General features: G+C 71.7%; 16 protein-coding genes and 1 tRNA gene. 9 read left to right on the forward strand and 8 right to left on the reverse strand.

Annotated elements, in window-relative coordinates:
- Positions 1–6: 6 nt before the first annotated feature.
- Positions 7–1,410 carry a hypothetical protein gene (locus tag ACGF0J_RS06335; protein WP_393142499.1) on the reverse strand — a complete coding sequence of 468 codons (1,404 nt, stop codon included), beginning with the start codon at positions 1,408–1,410 and terminating at the stop codon, positions 7–9.
- Between the two features lie 83 nt (positions 1,411–1,493).
- On the opposite strand from ACGF0J_RS06335, the gene ACGF0J_RS06340 reads away from it, so the two are divergent.
- Positions 1,494–2,099 (forward strand): DUF305 domain-containing protein, encoded by a 606-nt coding sequence (locus ACGF0J_RS06340; protein ID WP_393142501.1) that lies wholly within the window; start codon positions 1,494–1,496, stop codon positions 2,097–2,099.
- A 7-nt stretch (positions 2,100–2,106) separates the two neighbouring features.
- Here ACGF0J_RS06340 and ACGF0J_RS06345 read toward each other — a convergent pair whose 3' ends face one another.
- Complete coding sequence (locus ACGF0J_RS06345) at positions 2,107–2,523, reverse strand: SsgA family sporulation/cell division regulator (protein WP_393142503.1); 417 nt, start codon at positions 2,521–2,523, stop codon at positions 2,107–2,109.
- 430 nt (positions 2,524–2,953) lie between these two features.
- Between ACGF0J_RS06345 and ACGF0J_RS06350 the strand changes: the two genes are divergently transcribed.
- Together ACGF0J_RS06350 and ACGF0J_RS06355 are read left to right on the forward strand one after the other, a co-directional pair.
- Positions 2,954–3,028: transfer RNA gene (locus tag ACGF0J_RS06350), tRNA-Val, on the forward strand.
- Between the two features lie 242 nt (positions 3,029–3,270).
- Positions 3,271–3,483, forward strand: a complete 213-nt coding sequence (locus tag ACGF0J_RS06355) for a hypothetical protein (RefSeq protein WP_393142505.1) — start codon at positions 3,271–3,273, stop codon at positions 3,481–3,483.
- Positions 3,484–3,619: 136 nt separating this feature from the next.
- On the opposite strand, the gene ACGF0J_RS06360 is transcribed toward ACGF0J_RS06355, so the two are convergent.
- Positions 3,620–4,903, reverse strand: a complete 1,284-nt coding sequence (locus ACGF0J_RS06360) for an alpha/beta fold hydrolase (RefSeq protein ID WP_393142507.1) — start codon at positions 4,901–4,903, stop codon at positions 3,620–3,622.
- Between the two features lie 189 nt (positions 4,904–5,092).
- On the opposite strand from ACGF0J_RS06360, the gene ACGF0J_RS06365 reads away from it, so the two are divergent.
- The 3 genes from ACGF0J_RS06365 to ACGF0J_RS06375 are packed head-to-tail and all read left to right on the forward strand — an operon-like array spanning position 5,093 to position 7,312.
- Positions 5,093–6,262, forward strand: coding sequence for a cytochrome P450 (locus tag ACGF0J_RS06365; protein WP_393142509.1), 1,170 nt, complete (start codon positions 5,093–5,095; stop codon positions 6,260–6,262).
- Between the two features lie 19 nt (positions 6,263–6,281).
- On the forward strand, positions 6,282–7,052 hold the full coding sequence (locus tag ACGF0J_RS06370; RefSeq protein WP_393142511.1) for an HAD family hydrolase: 771 nt from the start codon (positions 6,282–6,284) through the stop codon (positions 7,050–7,052).
- Complete coding sequence (locus ACGF0J_RS06375; protein WP_393142513.1) at positions 7,049–7,312, forward strand: DUF4031 domain-containing protein; 264 nt, start codon at positions 7,049–7,051, stop codon at positions 7,310–7,312. The genes ACGF0J_RS06370 and ACGF0J_RS06375 overlap by 4 nt, the downstream gene beginning before the upstream one ends.
- Before the next feature lie 83 nt (positions 7,313–7,395).
- Here ACGF0J_RS06375 and ACGF0J_RS06380 read toward each other — a convergent pair whose 3' ends face one another.
- The 4 genes from ACGF0J_RS06380 to pgm all read right to left on the reverse strand — a co-directional run bounded on the left by ACGF0J_RS06380 (position 7,396) and on the right by pgm (position 11,932).
- Positions 7,396–8,076, reverse strand: a complete 681-nt coding sequence (locus tag ACGF0J_RS06380; RefSeq protein ID WP_393142515.1) for a metal-dependent phosphohydrolase — start codon at positions 8,074–8,076, stop codon at positions 7,396–7,398.
- A gap of 138 nt (positions 8,077–8,214) precedes the next feature.
- Entirely contained in the window at positions 8,215–8,934 is a 720-nt protein-coding gene (locus tag ACGF0J_RS06385) for a DUF2786 domain-containing protein (RefSeq protein ID WP_393142517.1), read from the reverse strand.
- Between the two features lie 20 nt (positions 8,935–8,954).
- Complete coding sequence (locus ACGF0J_RS06390; protein ID WP_393142519.1) at positions 8,955–10,193, reverse strand: hypothetical protein; 1,239 nt, start codon at positions 10,191–10,193, stop codon at positions 8,955–8,957.
- A 107-nt stretch (positions 10,194–10,300) separates the two neighbouring features.
- Positions 10,301–11,932 (reverse strand): phosphoglucomutase (alpha-D-glucose-1,6-bisphosphate-dependent), encoded by a 1,632-nt coding sequence (gene pgm, locus ACGF0J_RS06395; protein WP_393142521.1) that lies wholly within the window; start codon positions 11,930–11,932, stop codon positions 10,301–10,303.
- Positions 11,933–12,012: 80 nt separating this feature from the next.
- On the opposite strand from pgm, the gene ACGF0J_RS06400 reads away from it, so the two are divergent.
- The 3 genes from ACGF0J_RS06400 to thrS all read left to right on the forward strand — a co-directional run bounded on the left by ACGF0J_RS06400 (position 12,013) and on the right by thrS (position 15,627).
- Positions 12,013–12,906, forward strand: a complete 894-nt coding sequence (locus tag ACGF0J_RS06400) for a TIGR03564 family F420-dependent LLM class oxidoreductase (RefSeq protein ID WP_393142523.1) — start codon at positions 12,013–12,015, stop codon at positions 12,904–12,906.
- A gap of 70 nt (positions 12,907–12,976) precedes the next feature.
- Positions 12,977–13,573, forward strand: coding sequence for a glycoside hydrolase family 25 protein (locus ACGF0J_RS06405; RefSeq protein ID WP_393142525.1), 597 nt, complete (start codon positions 12,977–12,979; stop codon positions 13,571–13,573).
- 89 nt (positions 13,574–13,662) lie between these two features.
- Positions 13,663–15,627 carry a threonine--tRNA ligase gene (gene thrS, locus ACGF0J_RS06410; protein ID WP_393142527.1) on the forward strand — a complete coding sequence of 655 codons (1,965 nt, stop codon included), beginning with the start codon at positions 13,663–13,665 and terminating at the stop codon, positions 15,625–15,627.
- A gap of 60 nt (positions 15,628–15,687) precedes the next feature.
- Here the strand turns inward: thrS and ACGF0J_RS06415 are convergent, their stop codons facing one another.
- Positions 15,688–16,404: a PIG-L deacetylase family protein gene (locus ACGF0J_RS06415; RefSeq protein ID WP_393142529.1), complete on the reverse strand. Its 717-nt coding sequence runs from the start codon at positions 16,402–16,404 to the stop codon at positions 15,688–15,690.
- Between the last annotated feature and the right edge of the window lie 5 nt (positions 16,405–16,409).

Consider the following 16,409-nt stretch of genomic DNA (forward strand, 5'->3'; position numbering starts at 1 on the left):
GCCGCCTCAGTAGGCCCGCTGCGTCTGCACGTTGAACTCGTCCATCCGCACCCGCTTCGCGGGATCCGTCAGCGGGTCGTCGATGGCGATGACGTCCAGCCCCTTCTGGATGTCGCTGGAGTAGATGTAGCCGTTGTAGTAGTACGCCGACCAGGACCCGGCGATGCCCTCCCGCTCGAACGGCCCGCGCTCGAAGTAGCCGATCTCCTCGGGCGCCGACGAGTCGGTGAAGTCCCAGACCGACACGCCGCCCTGGTACCAGGCCTGGACCATGACGTCCTTGCCCGCGACCGGGATCAGCGAGCCGTTGTGGGCGACGCAGTTCTCGCTCTGCTCCTGCTTGCGCGAGATCTTGAAGTAGCCGCGGCGCTCCAGCTTGCCGTCCACGATGTCGTAGATCGCGTTCGCGCCCTTGGTGGCGGGCGTCTGGCTGTTGCAGGTCGGCATCATGCCGCCGCCCAGCTCGTCGCCGAAGACGACCTTCGTGGCGTCGTTGTTGAACGTCGCCGAGTGCCAGATCTGGAAGTTCTCCTCGTCACGGATCTGCTGCAGGACCTTGGGCCTGACCGGGTCGGCGATGTCGAGCAGCACGCCGTCGCCGAAGCAGGCCGCCGCTGCGAGGTTCTTCTCCGGGTAGGCGGTCACGTCGTGGCAGCCGCCGGTGTCCTTCTGCCGCTCGGGGAAGATGTCCGGGCTGGACACCACCTTCGCGGACTCGGGGTCCTTGACCGGGATCTCGACGACCTGGATGACCTCGTGCGGCGCCGGGCACGTCGCCGAGTCGGGCTCGGGGCCGGGGGAGGAGACGTACACGTACAGGCTGTCGCCCTTGGGCACCATCGTGTGGGTGTGCGAGCCGCACTCCGTCCGCACCGCCGACACGTACTTCGGGCTCTTCTTGTCGCTGATGTCGAAGATGCGCAGCCCCTCCCAGGCCCGCCGGCCGGTGGTCGAGGAGCACTTCTCATCGCTGCGCGGCTCGTCGATCGACAGGATCAGCAGGTCGCCGTGGACGGAGACGTCGTTCTGCTGCGCGGGGCAGGAGACCTGGCTGACCGTTCGGGGGCGGGTGGGGTCGCTGATGTCGTAGATCGTGAACCCGCCGAAGTTGCCCACGAACGCGTAGTCGCCCTGGAACGCCAGGTCGGTGTTCCAGTCGTCGTTGCCGTCGAGCGGGGCCGCCCGGGGCACGTTCGTGACGAGCCTGACGTTGTCGCTGGTCCGCACGTCCCCGGAGTCGCCGGGGCCGGCCGTGCCGGCGGCTGTGCCGCTCGCCGGGCCGCTCGCCGGGCCGCTGGGCGTCCCGGCGGCCCGCGGCGACGACGTCGCGGGCGCCCCGCCGCCTCCGCACGCGGACACCAGCAGGAGAGCCGCGCACAACACCACCCCCCGTACCTTGGCAGAGATCACGCGCGCACCTCTCTTCTCGTGGGCCCAGTATGGAAGCTATGCCAGTACGATCCCGACCGTGCACGCTCTTTGTCACAGTTGCGGTGATTTTCGCGCTGGCCGGCTGCTCCGAGAAGGCCGAGGAGCCGTCCGCGATCACGGGTGACGCGCCGGTGCTCGTCCCTGACGGGCCCGGGGCTCCGGCCCGCACGGCCACGCCGGGTGAGCGCATCGGGCGGCCGTCACCCGAGCCCGCGGCGGCCGACGTGCGCTTCGCCGAGGGCATGATCCCGCACCACCGCCAGGCCCTGGAGATGACCGGGCTGGTCGCCGGGCGGACGACCACACCCGCGGTCAGGAGGTTCGCCGAGCAGATCGCGGTGGCGCAGCGGCCCGAGATCAGGCTGATGTCGTCGTGGCTGTCGGCCGTGGGGCGCCCGGTGCCGGGTGGTCACGAGCACGGCTCCGGCGGCTATGGGATGGCCACGCAGGCGGAGATGAACACGCTGCGCGCGACCCGGGGGGCGGCGTTCGACCGGAGCTTCCTCACTCTCATGATCAGACATCACGAGGGCGCCCTGAAGATGGCCCGGGAGCAGCTCGCCGCCGGCCGTGACGAATCCATGCGCCGCATGGCGCGCGACGTCTACGCGGGGCAGAGCATCGAAATCGCCCGGATGCGCCGGGCGTTGGAGAGGGTCCCGTCCTGAACGGCCGTCAGGACGGCCAGAGCATGTTGGTCAGCTCGGCGTCGAGGTCCATGAAGTCGGTCTCGCGTCCGGCGGGCACCTTCTCGTACGTCCGGTGCAGGAACTCGGTGAGCGGGGCCAGCGGGACCTCGAACAAGGCCTGACCGAACGGGGACGTCAGGCTGATGTGGAGCGTGCGCTCGCCGTCGGCGCGGGCCGGCCACACCTGCACGTCGCCGTCACCGACGCGCCGCACGATGCCCACGGTCAGGAGCTCGCGGGCGAAGATCCACTCGACCGGCTCGTCGTTCCCCACGTGGAAGGCCATGCGGATGGCGTACGGGTCGTCGGCCGTGAAACTCAGCCCGGCGAGCAGGGGGACGGTCGTACGGTCGGGGACCACAAGCCGAAGGCCAAGCTCGGCGGAGACGGTGGTGCTGTGCATCGTCAGCCAAACCTTTTCGTCGTAGGTCCCCTCTTCGGGGCTTTCGCTGCTCGGTACGGACTTCGTCCTGAGCTATCACGCGGAACGAAGAAACCTGTAGGAAAGATTCCGCCCTCGAGGCCTTCTGTAACACACATCACAGATGGACATTCGGGCATCTATCTGGTCAAACGGGGATCAATTGGGTCGTATTTGCGAGGGTTTTGCGTGCTCCGGAACCGGTCTCGGGGAAGCCGCCATGAACGTTTCTGGAGAAAGGATCACGATCGGCCCCTTCCGGAACACGACGATGGTATGCCACCGACCCGTCATGCCGACGGGCAACCACATCCATTCCCCCGAATCGTTCCCTCGACGCCGCTCACTTCGCCAGCAGGTGCCAGAGTGCGGTATGGTTTTCCCGTCGGCGCCGCAAGGAGCCGCACAGGGCGGGCGATTAGCTCAGCGGGAGAGCGCTTCGTTCACACCGAAGAGGTCACTGGTTCGATCCCAGTATCGCCCACCAGCTCACAGGCCGTCCCTCCATGCGAGGGGCGGCCTTCTTCCGTCTCGGCCCGATGGTGATCCCGGTTGTCCCGTCCGACCGGGGCGGCGCCCGGCCATTCGTCCGGCCGGGGTGGCGCCCGGCCGCTCGTCCAGCCCGTAACGTCCGGAACATCCCGCGTTCCCGGCTACGGCCTCGCCGGATCGCCGGCGCCGCGCCGGCCGACAGGGGAAAACCCCGGGATTTTGTCGGTGCGGCACGGCATGATGATGACCATCATGGTCATCTCCCCGTCACTACCGTTCACCGCGATCCGCTCGCCGCTCGGCGAGATCGTCGTCTTCTACGTCGGCCCCGAGCCGCGGCTCACGCCCGAGCAGGCCGTCGCCTTCGCCGACCAGCTCCGCGAGCTGGCGACCGAGACGCCCCGCGCCGCCATGGACGACGCGCTGGCCGGCATGTGCCCGGTGGGCTGACACCTCAGCCCCGCCCAGACATCGGATGGATATCTTGTCGATCTTGGCTCAAGATGCTATTTCCTTGATCCACGCCCCTGCGTGATCGGAAGAATCCGCTTGTCCCCCGTACTCCGCCGCCGGCCGTGCGCGGAACCTAGTCGCGCACGCCGCCGCCGAGCTCGCGGACCATCTCGGTCAGCCGGGTGAAGACGCGGTCATCCCCGACGCCGTCGTGCTCGTACTCGTTGGTCACCCACGCCTGGGCGTTGCCGACCCGGGCCGCCGTGTCGAGCTGCAAGCCGGAGTCGACGTACATGTCGTCGAAGTAGACGGCCGCCGCCAGCGGCACCTCGTTGCCGGCCAGCCGCTCCGGGTCGTACAGCGGCGGCCAGTCGACCCGCTCGGCGAGCAGCTCCACGGCCGGCCGGAAGGGGCGCAGCGCGCGGATCTCCTCGAACATCCACGGGTACATCATCTCCCCGGTGAACAGCAGCGGCCGGGCCGTCTCGACGAAGCGCGGATGGCGAACGTGCTCCCGCTGGGCCGCCCAGCCGGTGGCGCCGGGCCCGGAGCCGTAGATGCTCTCCTGCAGCGCCGCGAAGAGCGGGTTGTCGGCGAAGGAGGTGCGGGCCAGCACCTGGTGCAGGAACGTCTCCGTGACCTGCCCACCGTCCATCGCCTCGTCGAGCAGCCAGTGCATGCGCTCGTAGCCGGGCTTCATGCCGAAGTCGATGCCGAGCGTCTGCAGCCGCCGCACGGTCAGCGGGTCGCCGTCCGGGAGCAGCACGTCGCCTGCGGCCAGCCGGTCGGCCAGCCGGGCGACCCCCTCCTCGTGGTGCGGGTAGCGGCGGTAGAACGCCGCGTTCTTGGCGGCGACCCGCGGGTACGTCCGCCGGTAGACCTCCGCGGCGTCCGGCTCCAGCGCGGGCAGGCCGCCGGTGACGTAGCACTCGCTGAGCCCCTCCGGCGCCCGCGACAGGTACGTCAGCGTGATGAACCCGCCGAAGCTCTGCCCGAGCGTCGCCCAGCGGCGCCCGCCGAAGACGGTTCGGCGCAGGTGCTCGGCGTCGGCCACGATGGAGTCGGCGCGGAAGTGCGCCAGCAGTTCGGCCCCTTCCCGCGCCCCGAGCGCCGCCATCCGGCGCCCGTCGACGCGCGAACTGCGGCCGGTGCCGCGCTGGTCCAGCAGGACCACCCGGTGGGTGCGCAGTGCCTGGCCGAGCCAGCCGGTCGTGCCGACCGGCCTCGGTCCTTTGCCGCCGGGTCCGCCCTGCAGGTAGAGCAGGCACGGCAGGTCCTCCCGGTCGCGTACGGGGTCCACCAGCTCGCGGGCGAACACCGAGATGGTCTCGCCGCCGGGCCGTGACCAGTCGAGCGGCACCTCCTCGACGTGGTCGCGTACCCGCATGCCCGGGATCGTGTAGGTTGCGGTGATCACCCGGCGGCCTCCAAGCCCTCAGTAGTATGTGCCATTGCATTGGAACTCTAGGAGGGCGCCGTCGCCCTGCCAAGGGGGTCCTCAGGTACGAGGCGGAAAGTCGGCCCGAGGTCTGATGAAGACCGACCCCTCGAGATGGGACGATCGATCAGGGATACAACCCCGAGCATCCCAGCAGGACGGATTTCGATGTCAGACTCAGAGTTCCCCCTCGTCCAGTTCATGCGTGAGGGCTTCGACCCGGTCGCGGAGCTGGCCCGCATCCAGACCGAGCAGCCGGTCTTCCCCATGGAGATCCCCGGGGGTCAGACGGTCTACCTCGTGACGCGCTACAACGACGTGCGCAACGTGCTCGGCGACCACGATCGTTTCAGCAACGACTTCGGCAACGTGATCGGCCTGGGCTCCACCCAGGAAGACCCCGGCGGGCTGGGCTTCCGCGATCCGCCGGAGCACACCCGGCTGCGCAAGTACCTGACGCCGGAGTTCACCATGCGCCGCCTGCGCCGGCTGGAGCCCCGCATCGAGGCCATGGTCGAGGAGCACCTCGACAGGATGGAGGCCCAGGGCTCCCCGGCCGACCTGGTGGAGTCGTTCGCGCTGCCCATCCCGTCGCTCGTCGTCTGCGAACTGCTCGGCGTGCCGTACGAGGAGCGTGCCGGCTTCCTCAAGATGAGCACCGACCGGTTCGACTTCACCGCCGGGCCCGAGGCGTCGCTGCAGGCCATCAACGACGCCATGACCTACCTCACCGACCTCGTCGCCCGCGAGCGCCTCGACCCCGGCGAGGGCCTGCTCGGGCAGCTCCTGCGCGAGCACGGCGACGAGCTCGACGACCGCACCCTGGCCAGCATGGCCGACGGCATGCTGACCGGCGGCCACGACACCAGCACCAGCATGCTCGCCCTCGGCACGCTGTGGCTGCTGGAAAACCCCGAGCAGGCCGCCAAGGTGCGTGAGGTCGACGGCTACGTCGTGCAGGTCGTCGAGGAGCTGCTGCGCTACATGTCGGTCGTGCAGGTGGCTTTCCCCCGCTTCGCTCGCGAGGACATGGAGCTGCAGGGCCAGCCTGTCAAGAAGGGCGAGATGGTCCTCTGCTCGCTGTCCGCCGCCAACCGCGACCCCCACCTCGGCGGCGACATGAACGAGGTCAAGCCCTACCGCGACACGGCCGGCTCCCATTTGGCGTTCGGCCACGGCATCCACCGGTGCATCGGCGCGCCGCTGGCCCAGATGGAGATGCGCATCGCCTTCCCGGCGCTGCTGCGCCGCTTCCCCGGCCTGCGCGTGGCGGGGGAGGTGCCGTTCCGGAAGCTCGCCATCGTCTACGGCGTGGAGAAGCTACCCGTCGCGTGGTGATGGGGTTACGTTCACAAGTGTGAACTCACCCGTCATCGACCTGACCACGATCAGCGCCGTCGTGTTCGACACCGACGGTGTGGTCACCGACACCGCTCGCGGCCACGCGGCCGCCTGGAAGCACGTCTTCGACGTGTTCCTGCGCGGCCGCTCGGCCCCCTTCGACATCGAAGCCGACTACCTGTGCCACGTCGAGGGGCGGCCTCGTCTCGACGGCGTCCGCACGTTCCTGGCCTCGCGCGGCATCCAGTTGCCCGAAGGCGCGCCCGACGACGAACCAGGCTCGCCCACCGTTCACGGGCTGGGCGCCGCGAAGGACCGGCTGTTCGTCGCGCAGGTGGACAAGTACGGCGTGGCCGCCTTCCCGTCGACTGTCGCGCTGCTGCACGAGCTGCGCCGCCGGGGCGCGCGCACCGCCGCCGTCTCCGCCAGTCTGCACGGCCGCAAGCTCGTCGCCTCGGCGGGCGTGATCCACCTGTTCGACCTGGTGGTCGACGGTGGCGACGCCGCCCTGATGAACCTGCCCGGCAGACCCGACCCCGCCCTGTTCCTGGAGGCGGCCCGCCGGCTGAACACCCCGGCCGCCGAATCGGCCGTGATCGACGCCGCGCTGCCCGGGGTCGAGGCGGGCCGCAAGGGCGGGTTCGGGCTGGTCATCGCCGTCGCCCGGCCCGGACCGTCCGGCCCTGCCCTGCGCGCCGGCGAGCTGGGCGAACGGGGCGCCGACGTGGTGGTGTCCGACCTCGGCGAGCTGGAGGTGCGCGGCAGGGTCCTACCCTGGAGCCCGTGACGGTGCTCATCGACCCTCCGAACTGGCCCGGGCCGCGCGGCCTCATGTGGTCGCACCTGGTCAGCGACCACTCCCTGGACGAGCTGCACTCCTTCGCCGGGCGGCTCGGCGTGCCGGGGCGGGCGTTCGACCGCGACCACTACGACGTCCCGGAGACCGTCCACGCGCTGGCCGTCTCCCTGGGAGCGCAGGCGGTCGGCTCACGAGAGCTTCTGCGCCGCCTCATCGCCGCCGGCCTCCGCCATCGCAAGTCGCGCTGATCTGTGTTGCCGCGGGGCGCCGCCGGCCTCGCGCCTTCGGCCGGGGCGGACGGGGATCAGCCGGTGGTTGAGGCGAACGGGTGTCAGCCGGCGGGACCCGGCGCGGGCGCCGTGAGGAGGGCCAGCTCGGCGCTCATGCTGGCCCGTGCCCGTGCCTCCCACAGCTCGTACGCCCGCGAGGTCCGGTACAGGCGCGGCGTGGCCAACAGCCTGCGCAACACGGCGGCCCGGCCCTGGCGGAACAGGTGGTCGGGGACGTGCGCGTACTCCTCGCGCACCCGGGCGGCGTAGTCGGCGTACCCGTCGCCGCCCAGCACCGCCAGGTCGGCGTCGCACAGCACCGCCCCGCCGGCGTCGCCGGAGGCCAGCCCGTCGTGCGCGGCCGTCAGCCGGACGAGCCGGGCCACCTCGGCGACCCGCACCGGCGGCACCCCGCAGCGGGGCAGCCGGGCGAGCGCCAGCCACGCGCTGCGTTCCTCGTCCCACCCCGGCCTCCCGTCGTAGACGGCGTCGTGGAACCAGGCCGCCAACCGCACCGCCACCGGGTCGCCGCCACCCACCTGTGCCTGCCCGCCCGCTCCGGGTCCTCCGTCCGCCAGGACGGGGGTGCCGGTGTACAGCTCGTCGATGGCGTCCAGGACGGCGGTCAGGTGGGTGATCGTGTGGTAGCGGCGGTGCGGCTCCGACCAGCGGGCCACCAGTTCGGCGCCCACGGCCGCGGTGGCCGGGGAGTGGCCCACCAGGGCGAGCCAGCGCGTCTGCATGCCGCCACCCTAGCTGGAGGCCGGCCAGACGCCGCTCTGGACGCCGTGGCTCTGGACGGGCGTGGCTGGACGCCGTGACTGGGAGGGCGTGGCTCTGGACGGGCGTGGCGCTGGACGGGCGCCGTGCCCGGCGGAAGCTCACCGGGGCGGGCCGCCGCCGATGGGGGACAACTGCGCGGCGGGGCCTCCGGGGACGCCGGTGCGGCCGAGGTCGGCGCGCCGGCCCGCCTCGGCGCCGTCGTGGTAGCCGGTGCCGCTGGTGCGGGGCACGCTGAGCCGGATGCGCGGGTAGCGGGCCGCCACCGCCTGGTCCACCTCGGCCCGCCGGTCGGCCAGCACGAGCGCGGTGCCCGTCACGGGAGCCTCGGCCACGGCCCGCTCCTCGGCCTCGCGCAGCAGCCGGTACACCTCGTCGGTGAACCCGAGCAGCCACGAGCGCCGGTAGGCCCGCGCCGCGCCGCCGCCCGCCTCTAACGGCGGACGCACCCGGGCGAGCCCGGAGGCCATCTGCAGCAGCAGGGACGTCGCCAGCACGTCGGCACGTTCCAGGTCGGCGGCGAACCCGAAGACGTGCACCCGCTGTCCCCCGTCGCCGCGCCCGAGCAGCAGTGGGCGGCAGCGCAGCGCCTGCGCGACCAGGCTCACCAGGCGGGCCTTCTCCCGCGCCCAGGGCGGCGGCAGGGTCACGACCCGGTCACCGGGCTGGTGGCGGGGGCCGGCCGGGTCGAGGGAGTCGATGCCGTGCTTGGCCATCAACGCCGAGGCCGCCGCCATGAACGTCGTCCGCTCGTGGTCGTTGTCGGTGCGTTCGGCCTTGGCCAGCAGTTTCCTGACCCGTTCGAGTGTGCGCTCTTTCACCTGCGGCCCTCCGCCCGCGCCTAGGACTTGGTCAGCACCCGCCCGTCGGCGTTGATGGCGGGGAAGGCGCCGGTGTCGACGATGCCGTGCTGCTGGAACAGGGCCTCGATGAGCGCGTGCGCCTCGGGCTCCAGCTTCCACAGGGCACGATACTGGCGGGCCGTGGCCAGCGAGATGCCGATCTCCTGGGCGATGTCCACGGTGCGCGGCACGATGCCTCTGGAGATCTGCCGGTCCCAGTAGGCGCGGGCGGCCCGCATCAGCGCGGCCCGCTGGGCGGTGTCGACGACCTGCGGGGTGGTGTCGAGCACCTCGGCGTCGTCGTCGTCCTCGGCCACCAGTTCGGCCAGCGCGGGCGGCAGTTCCGGGCGCGCCGGGACGGGGTGGTGGTCGGCGTGCGGCTCCCACGGCACGCGCGGGTCGGCGTCGATGAGCGCGGAGGTGTTGTACAGCGCGGCGATCTGCGCCAGCAGCGCCTCCTGGCGGGCCGGGTCGACGGCCAGGCCGGTGTGCTCCACGGCCTGGTCCATGGCCTTGTCCAGCTTGGCGAGCGCGGCCCGCACCTTCCGCTCGGGCGCGCCCTGCTCGCGAAGCGCCTTGGCCTTCTTGGCGGCCAGCGCCACGCGGGTCAGCCTGCGGTGCGCGTCGACCTCGCTGGCGGTGCGGTCGCTCACCTCGGCGAGGCCCACCCGGACGAGCAGCCGCTCGGGGGTGAGCCGCCAGTTGATCCGGCCGGTGCCGCGGATGCGGTGCCGTTCGATGGCCATGCCGCGCTCCCACAGCCAGGCGGCGACCAGCGGGGCCGCGAGCCGGAAGACGGCCTCGGGCAGGCTGCGCGCGTCCATGCTGGACAGGACCGCCGTCAGGCAGGTCAGCGCCCACACGGCGATGCCGTCGATGCCGGCGGAGAAGTTCTCCCGCATGTTGCGGCGGGCCCGTACGGCCGAGGTGATGATGGCGACCTCGATGAAGGCGAACAGCAGCAGCCGCAGCGGCCCATCCAGGCCGAGCACGTCACCGGAGAACAGCCACATGCCCTGGGCCGAGACGGCGGTCGCGATGGACGCGGCCACGATGGTCAGGACGTCCTCGACGGGGCGGGGGGTGACGTAGCGGCGCCACAGGAAGCAGACGGCCCGCCAGACGATCCTGAGCAGCAGGAACGCCAGGGCGAGCGCGACCAGGCCGAGCAGCGCGATGACCGCCGTGGCGGCCGGCTTGTCCGTGACGAAGGTGGCGATTTCCTCGAATGTCGGCATCTGTCACTATCCGTGAGGCTCAAACTCCAGGGGGATTCGACAGATCATCGCAGAATGTCGCCAGCTTGTACGCCAAACAGCCGCTCCAGCCCCAATTTCCGCAGGTGTCACCCCAGAGCCGACGACACCAGCGCTCGGGCCTCCTCCTGCACCTTGGCCAGATGGTCGGGGCCCCGGAACGACTCTGCGTAGATCTTGTAGACGTCCTCGGTGCCCGACGGGCGGGCCGCGAACCACGCGCTCTCGGTCGAGACCTTCACCCCGCCCAGCTTGGCGCCGTTGCCGGGCGCGGCCGTCAGTACCGACGTGATCGGCTCGCCGGCCAGGCTGGTCGCCGTCACCTGGTCGGCCGCCAGCCTGCCGAGCACCGCCTTCTCCTCGCGCGTGGCCGGGGCGTCCACCCGGGCGTAGGCGGGCTCGCCGAACCGCTCGGTCAGCTCGCGGTAATGGGCGCTCGGCGACCTGCCCGTGACGGCGAGGATCTCCGAGGCGAGCAGCGCCAGGATGATGCCGTCCTTGTCGGTCGTCCACACCGAGCCGTCGCGGCGCAGGAACGACGCCCCGGCGCTCTCCTCGCCGCCAAAGCCGAGCGACCCGTCGAGCAGCCCCGGCACGAACCACTTGAACCCGACCGGCACCTCGTACAGCCGCCTCCCCAGCGCCCCGGCGACCCGGTCGATCACGCCGCTGCTCACCATCGTCTTGCCCACCCCGGCGTCGGCCGGCCAGCCGTCGCGGTGGGCGTAGAGGTAGGAGATGGCCACGGCGAGGTAGTGGTTGGGGTTCATCAGCCCGCCGTCGGGCGTGACGATGCCATGCCGGTCGGCGTCGGCGTCGTTGCCGGTGGAGACGTCGAAGCGGTCGCGGCCCGCGACCAGGGAGGCCATCGCGTACGGCGACGAGCAGTCCATCCGGATCCTGCCGTCCCAGTCGAGTGTCATGAACCGCCACGTCGGGTCCACCAGCGGGTTGACCACGGTGAGGTCGAGCCGGTGACGCTCGGCGATCTCCCCCCAGTAGGCCACGCTGGCCCCGCCCAGCGGGTCGGCCCCGATGCGCACCCCGGCCGCGCGGACGGCGTCGAGGTCCACCACGTTCGGCAGGTCGTCCACGTACGAGCCGAGGAAGTCGTGGCGGCCCGCCTCCCGCACGGCCCTCGCGTAGGGCACCCGGCGCACGCCCTTCAGCCCGGCGGCCAGCAGCGCGTTGGCCCGGTCCTGGATCCAGGACGTGGCGTCGGTGCCGGCGGGGCCGCCGTGCGGCGGGTTGTACTTGAAACCGCCGTCGCCCGGAGAATTGTGCGACGGTGTGATCACGACGCCGTCGGCCAGGCCCGCGGAGCGGCCCCGGTTGTGGCCGAGGATCGCGTGCGAGACGGCCGGCGTCGGCGTGTAGCCGTCGCGGGAGTCGATCAGCACGGCCACCTCGTTGGCCGCCAGCACCTCCAGCGCCGACACGCGGGCCGGCTCGGACAGCGCGTGCGTGTCGATGCCCAGGAACAGCGGCCCGTCGACGCCCTGCTGCGCGCGGTACTCGCAGATCGCCTGGGTGGTGGCCAGGATGTGGTCCTCGTTGAACGCCGTCGCCAGGGACGAGCCGCGATGCCCCGACGTGCCGAACGCCACGCGTTGCGCCACCTCGTCCGGATCCGGGTGCAGGCTGTAGTAGGCCGTCACCAGCCGGGCGACGTCCACCAGGTCGGCGGGCTGGGCGGGCTGTCCTGCGCGGTCGTGGCTCATGGAATCCACCTTACAAACGCCGCAAACGCCGCCTCCGGCTAGACTCGCGCCGACACGAACCAGAATGGAGTTCGGTATACATGCGCATCGGATTGCTGCTCAACGAACCCTCCGGTCCCGAGCCACTGCGCGATCTGGCCGACGCGATCGCCTCCGCGCACGCGGACGGCTTCGCCTCCGCCTGGCTGTCCCACATCTTCGGCCTCGACGCCATCACCGCCCTGGCCGTCGCCGGCGCCGCGACGCCGGGCATCGAGCTGGGCACCGCCGTCGTGCCCACCTACCCGCGCCACCCCGCCGCGCTCGCCCAGCAGGCCATGACCGCCAACGCCGCCCTCGACGGCCGGCTGGCGCTCGGCATCGGCCTGTCGCACCGGCTCGTCATCGAGGACATGTACGGCTACAGCTTCGAGCGTCCCGCGCGGCACATGGCCGAGTACCTCGACATCCTGCTGCCCGCGGTGCGCGGCGAGCAGGTCAGCTACCAGGGCGAGACGCTCAAGGCCGACATCCGGCTGACCACGCCCGGCGCCGGCCTGCCCGTGCTCGTCGCCGCGCTGGCCCCGCGCATGCTGAAGCTGGCCGGCTCCCGCGCCGCCGGCACCGTGCTCTGGATGACCGGCCCCAGGACCGTCGCCGAGCACGTCGCGCCCGCCCTCGCCGCCGCGGCCGAGGAGGCCGGCCGTGACCGGCCGCGCATCGTCTGCATGCTGCCGGTGTGCGTCACCGACGACCCCGGCGCCGCCCGGGCCCGCGCCGAGGAGATCTTCGCCGTGTACGGCCAGCTCCCCTCCTACCGGGCGATGCTCGACCGGGAGGGCGCGGCCGGGCCCGGCGACGTGGCGATCGTCGGCGACGAGGCGAGCGTCCGCGCGCAGATCGAGGAGCTGGCCGAGACCGGTGTGACCGACTTCGGGGCCGCCCTCTACTCCGGCCGCGACCGCACCAGGGACCTTCTCCGCACCCTGCTCTGACCTGGGGCGGCCCGGCGCGTCGGGGGCCTGATCGGGAGACATCCGAATAAACTCCCGCAAGGTGAAACGCTTGCTGCAAGGCATCGACGTGTCCAACTGGCAGGGCAAGGTCGACTGGGCCGGGCACGCCCGCGCCGGGGTCGCCTTCGCGTTCGCCAAGGCGACCGAGGGCGGCGACTTCACCGACAAGTACTTCGCCCGCAACTGGGAGGGCATGCGGGAGAACTGGATCGTCTGCGGCGCCTACCACTTCGCCCGTCCCAAGGGCGACGCGGCCGAGCAGGCCCACCACTTCCTGCGCGTGCTCAAGGAGGCGGGCGGGTTGCGCCGCGGCGATCTGGTCGCGCTCGACCTGGAGACCAACGACGGGCTGCGTCCGGAGAGGGTCGCCCGGCACGCCCGCCGGTGGTGCCGCCACGTCGAGCGGCACGCCGGCATCCGGCCGATCATCTACACCTTCCCGGCGTTCGCGCGCGGCGGTCACTGCGCCGGGCTCGGCGACCATCCGCTGTGGATCGCCGACCCGGACCGGCCCCGGGGGAGCCCGGCGACCCCCGGCCCGTGGCGCGAGTGGACGATCCACCAGTACGATCACAAACCGCTCGACCGGAACATCTTTCTCGGCAGTCGTCAAGGGCTGACGAGGCTGGGCTTCGACCCGCGATAGCATCGATGTTCACCGGCGAACGGGCCGCAGGGGCGGCCACCGGCCGGCGCATCCACCACACCCGCCACACCGACCCACAGGGAGCAACCGTGTCAGCCGAGCTACGCATCACCCTCGCCGGAGCCGAGCGTGTGGTCGCGGCCGGCACGACGGCCGGTGACGCGCTTGAGGCCGACGGCCGCACCGTCATCGCCGCCCGGGTCAACGGCGAGCCGCGCGACCTGGCCCACCCGCTCGCCGACGGCGACGTGGTCGAGCCGATCGACATCTCCAGCGAGGAGGGGCGCGCGATCGTCCGCCACTCCACCGCCCACGTCATGGCCCAGGCGGTGCAGGAGCTGTTCCCGGAGGCGAAGCTGGGCATCGGCCCGCCCGTCCACAACGGCTTCTACTACGACTTCGACGTCGCCCAGGCGTTCCAGCCCGACGACCTCAAGCGCGTCGAGAAGCGCATGCGCGAGATCGTCAAGCAGGGGCAACTGTTCGCCCGCCGTCCCGTCACCGACGAGCAGGCCCGTGCGGAGCTGGCCGGCGAGCCGTACAAGCTGGAGCTGATCGGGCTCAAGGGCGGCGCCGCCGCCGAGGAGTCGGTCGAGGTCGGCGCGGGCGAGCTGACCATCTACGACAACCTCGACCCCAAGAGCGGGGAGCTGCGGTGGAAGGACCTGTGCCGCGGCCCGCACGTGCCGTCCACCCGGTCCATCCCCGCGTTCAAGCTCATGCGCTCCGGCGGCGCCTACTGGCGCGGCAGCGAGAAGAACCCGCAGCTCCAGCGCATCTACGGCACCGCGTGGGAGTCACGCGACAAGCAGGACGAATACCTCAAGCTGCTGGAGGAGGCGGAGAAGCGCGACCACCGCAAGCTCGGCGCGGAGCTGGACCTGTTCAGCTTCCCGCCCGAGCTGGGCAGCGGGCTGCCGGTCTTCCATCCCAAGGGCGGGATCATCCGCAAGGAGATGGAAGACTACATGCGCAGGCGGCAGGGCGAGGCGGGCTACGAGTTCGTCAACACCCCGCACATCACCAAGTCGCAGCTGTTCGAGACCTCCGGCCACCTGCCGTGGTACGCCGACGACATGTTCCCGCCCTTCGAGCTGGAGGGCGTCGAATACCGCGTCAAGCCGATGAACTGCCCGATGCACAACCTGATCTTCCGGGCGCGGGGGCGGTCCTACCGGGAGCTGCCGCTGCGGCTGTGCGAGTTCGGCTCCGTCTACCGCTACGAGAAGTCGGGCGTCGTGCACGGCCTGACCCGGGTGCGCGGCATGACGCAGGACGACTCCCACATCTACTGCACCCGCGAGCAGATGGCCGGCGAGATCAAGAGCCTGCTCACGTTCGTGCTCAGCGTGCTGCGCGACTTCGGCCTGTCGGAGTTCTACCTGGAGCTGTCCACCCGTGACGACTCCGACAAGTTCATCGGCGACCCGGCCGACTGGGACGAGGCCACCGAGGCGCTGCGCCAGACGGCCGAGGAGTCGGGGCTCGAACTGGTCGACGACCCGGGCGGCGCCGCCTTCTACGGCCCCAAGATCTCGGTGCAGGCCAAGGACGCGATCGGCCGCACCTGGCAGCTGTCCACCATCCAGCTCGACCTCAACCAGCCCAAGCGGTTCGAGCTCGAGTACCAGGCCGCCGACGGCAGCCGTCAGACGCCCGTCATGATCCACCGGGCGCTGTTCGGCTCGATCGAGCGGTTCCTCGGCGTGCTCACCGAGCACTACGCCGGCGCCTTCCCTCCGTGGCTGGCCCCGGTGCAGGTCGTCGGCATCCCGATCGCCGACGCCCACGCGCCCTACCTGCTGGACGTCGCCAAGCGGCTGCGCGAGCGGGGCATCCGGGTCGAGGTCGACACGGCCGACGACAGGATGCAGAAGAAGATCCGCAACGCCCAGCGGGCCAAGGTGCCGTTCATGCTGCTGGCGGGAGACGACGACATCGCGGGCGGCGCGGTGTCGTTCCGCTACCGCAGCGGCGAGCAGAAGAACGGCGTCCCGGTGGACGAGGCCGTCGCCGAGATCGTCGACGCGGTCGAACGCCGCATCCAGGTCTGACCGTCCCGGCTGAGCGCCGCCGGCCCGCCGCGGGCCGGCGGCGCGGCCGGGAGAGCCGCGTCAGCGGGTGTAGAGGCGGAAGGTGACGGTCGGGCGGTCGCCGAACGGGCCCTCCTCCTGGCGGACCGAGCTCTCGACGAACGACCGCGCGTACGCCTCCGGGTCCTCGTCGGTGAGGGCCTCGATGTAGGCGCGGTGCTCCAGCAGTGAGCGCACCCCCCGTTCCAGCCCCGCGGTGACGTCCACCGCGTGGGTGGGGGAGGGGGCGGCGGCCACGGCCACCCAGCGCACCCCGTCCCACGGCTCGCCGCCGACGCCGGGGAAGATCCACCGGTTGCCCGCGTCGGCCGCGGCGTCGAGCGTGGCCCGGCCGACGGCCTTGTGGTCGGGGGTGTTCCAGGCGACGCCGCCGGGCCAGGTGTCGTCGAAGTTCAGGGTGATCAGCAGCTCCGGCCGGTGCCTGCGGACGGCCGCGGCGATCTCCCGCCGCAGCCGCGGGCCGTACTCGATCACTCCGTCGGCGTGGTCGAGGAACTCCACGCTCGACACGCCCACCGCGGCGGCACTGGCCCGCTGTTCGCGCTCGCGCACCGGCGCCGCCTTCTCGGGATGCAGGGTGTCGATCCCCGCCTCTCCGCGCGTGGCGAGCAGGTAGGACACCTCCCGTCCCGCGTCGGTCCACGCGGCCACGGCCGCCGCGCAGCCGTACTCCAGATCGTCGGGGTGTGCGACGACGGCGAGGGCCCGCCGCCAGTCCTCGGGCATGGGTTCGAGCATGCCCC

This window comes from Nonomuraea sp. NPDC047897 (assembly GCF_043204415.1).
Lineage (GTDB): Bacteria > Actinomycetota > Actinomycetes > Streptosporangiales > Streptosporangiaceae > Nonomuraea.

Coding starts and splice junctions, on each gene's coding strand:
- ACGF0J_RS06345 (WP_393142503.1), bottom strand. CDS start 2,523: ATGCACAGCACCACCGTCTCCGCCGAGCTTGGCCTTCGGCTTGTGGTC.
- ACGF0J_RS06355 (WP_393142505.1), top strand. CDS start 3,271: ATGATGATGACCATCATGGTCATCTCCCCGTCACTACCGTTCACCGCG.
- ACGF0J_RS06365 (WP_393142509.1), top strand. CDS start 5,093: ATGTCAGACTCAGAGTTCCCCCTCGTCCAGTTCATGCGTGAGGGCTTC.
- ACGF0J_RS06380 (WP_393142515.1), bottom strand. CDS start 8,076: ATGCAGACGCGCTGGCTCGCCCTGGTGGGCCACTCCCCGGCCACCGCG.
- ACGF0J_RS06390 (WP_393142519.1), bottom strand. CDS start 10,193: ATGCCGACATTCGAGGAAATCGCCACCTTCGTCACGGACAAGCCGGCC.
- pgm (WP_393142521.1), bottom strand. CDS start 11,932: ATGAGCCACGACCGCGCAGGACAGCCCGCCCAGCCCGCCGACCTGGTG.
- ACGF0J_RS06400 (WP_393142523.1), top strand. CDS start 12,013: ATGCGCATCGGATTGCTGCTCAACGAACCCTCCGGTCCCGAGCCACTG.
- ACGF0J_RS06415 (WP_393142529.1), bottom strand. CDS start 16,404: ATGCTCGAACCCATGCCCGAGGACTGGCGGCGGGCCCTCGCCGTCGTC.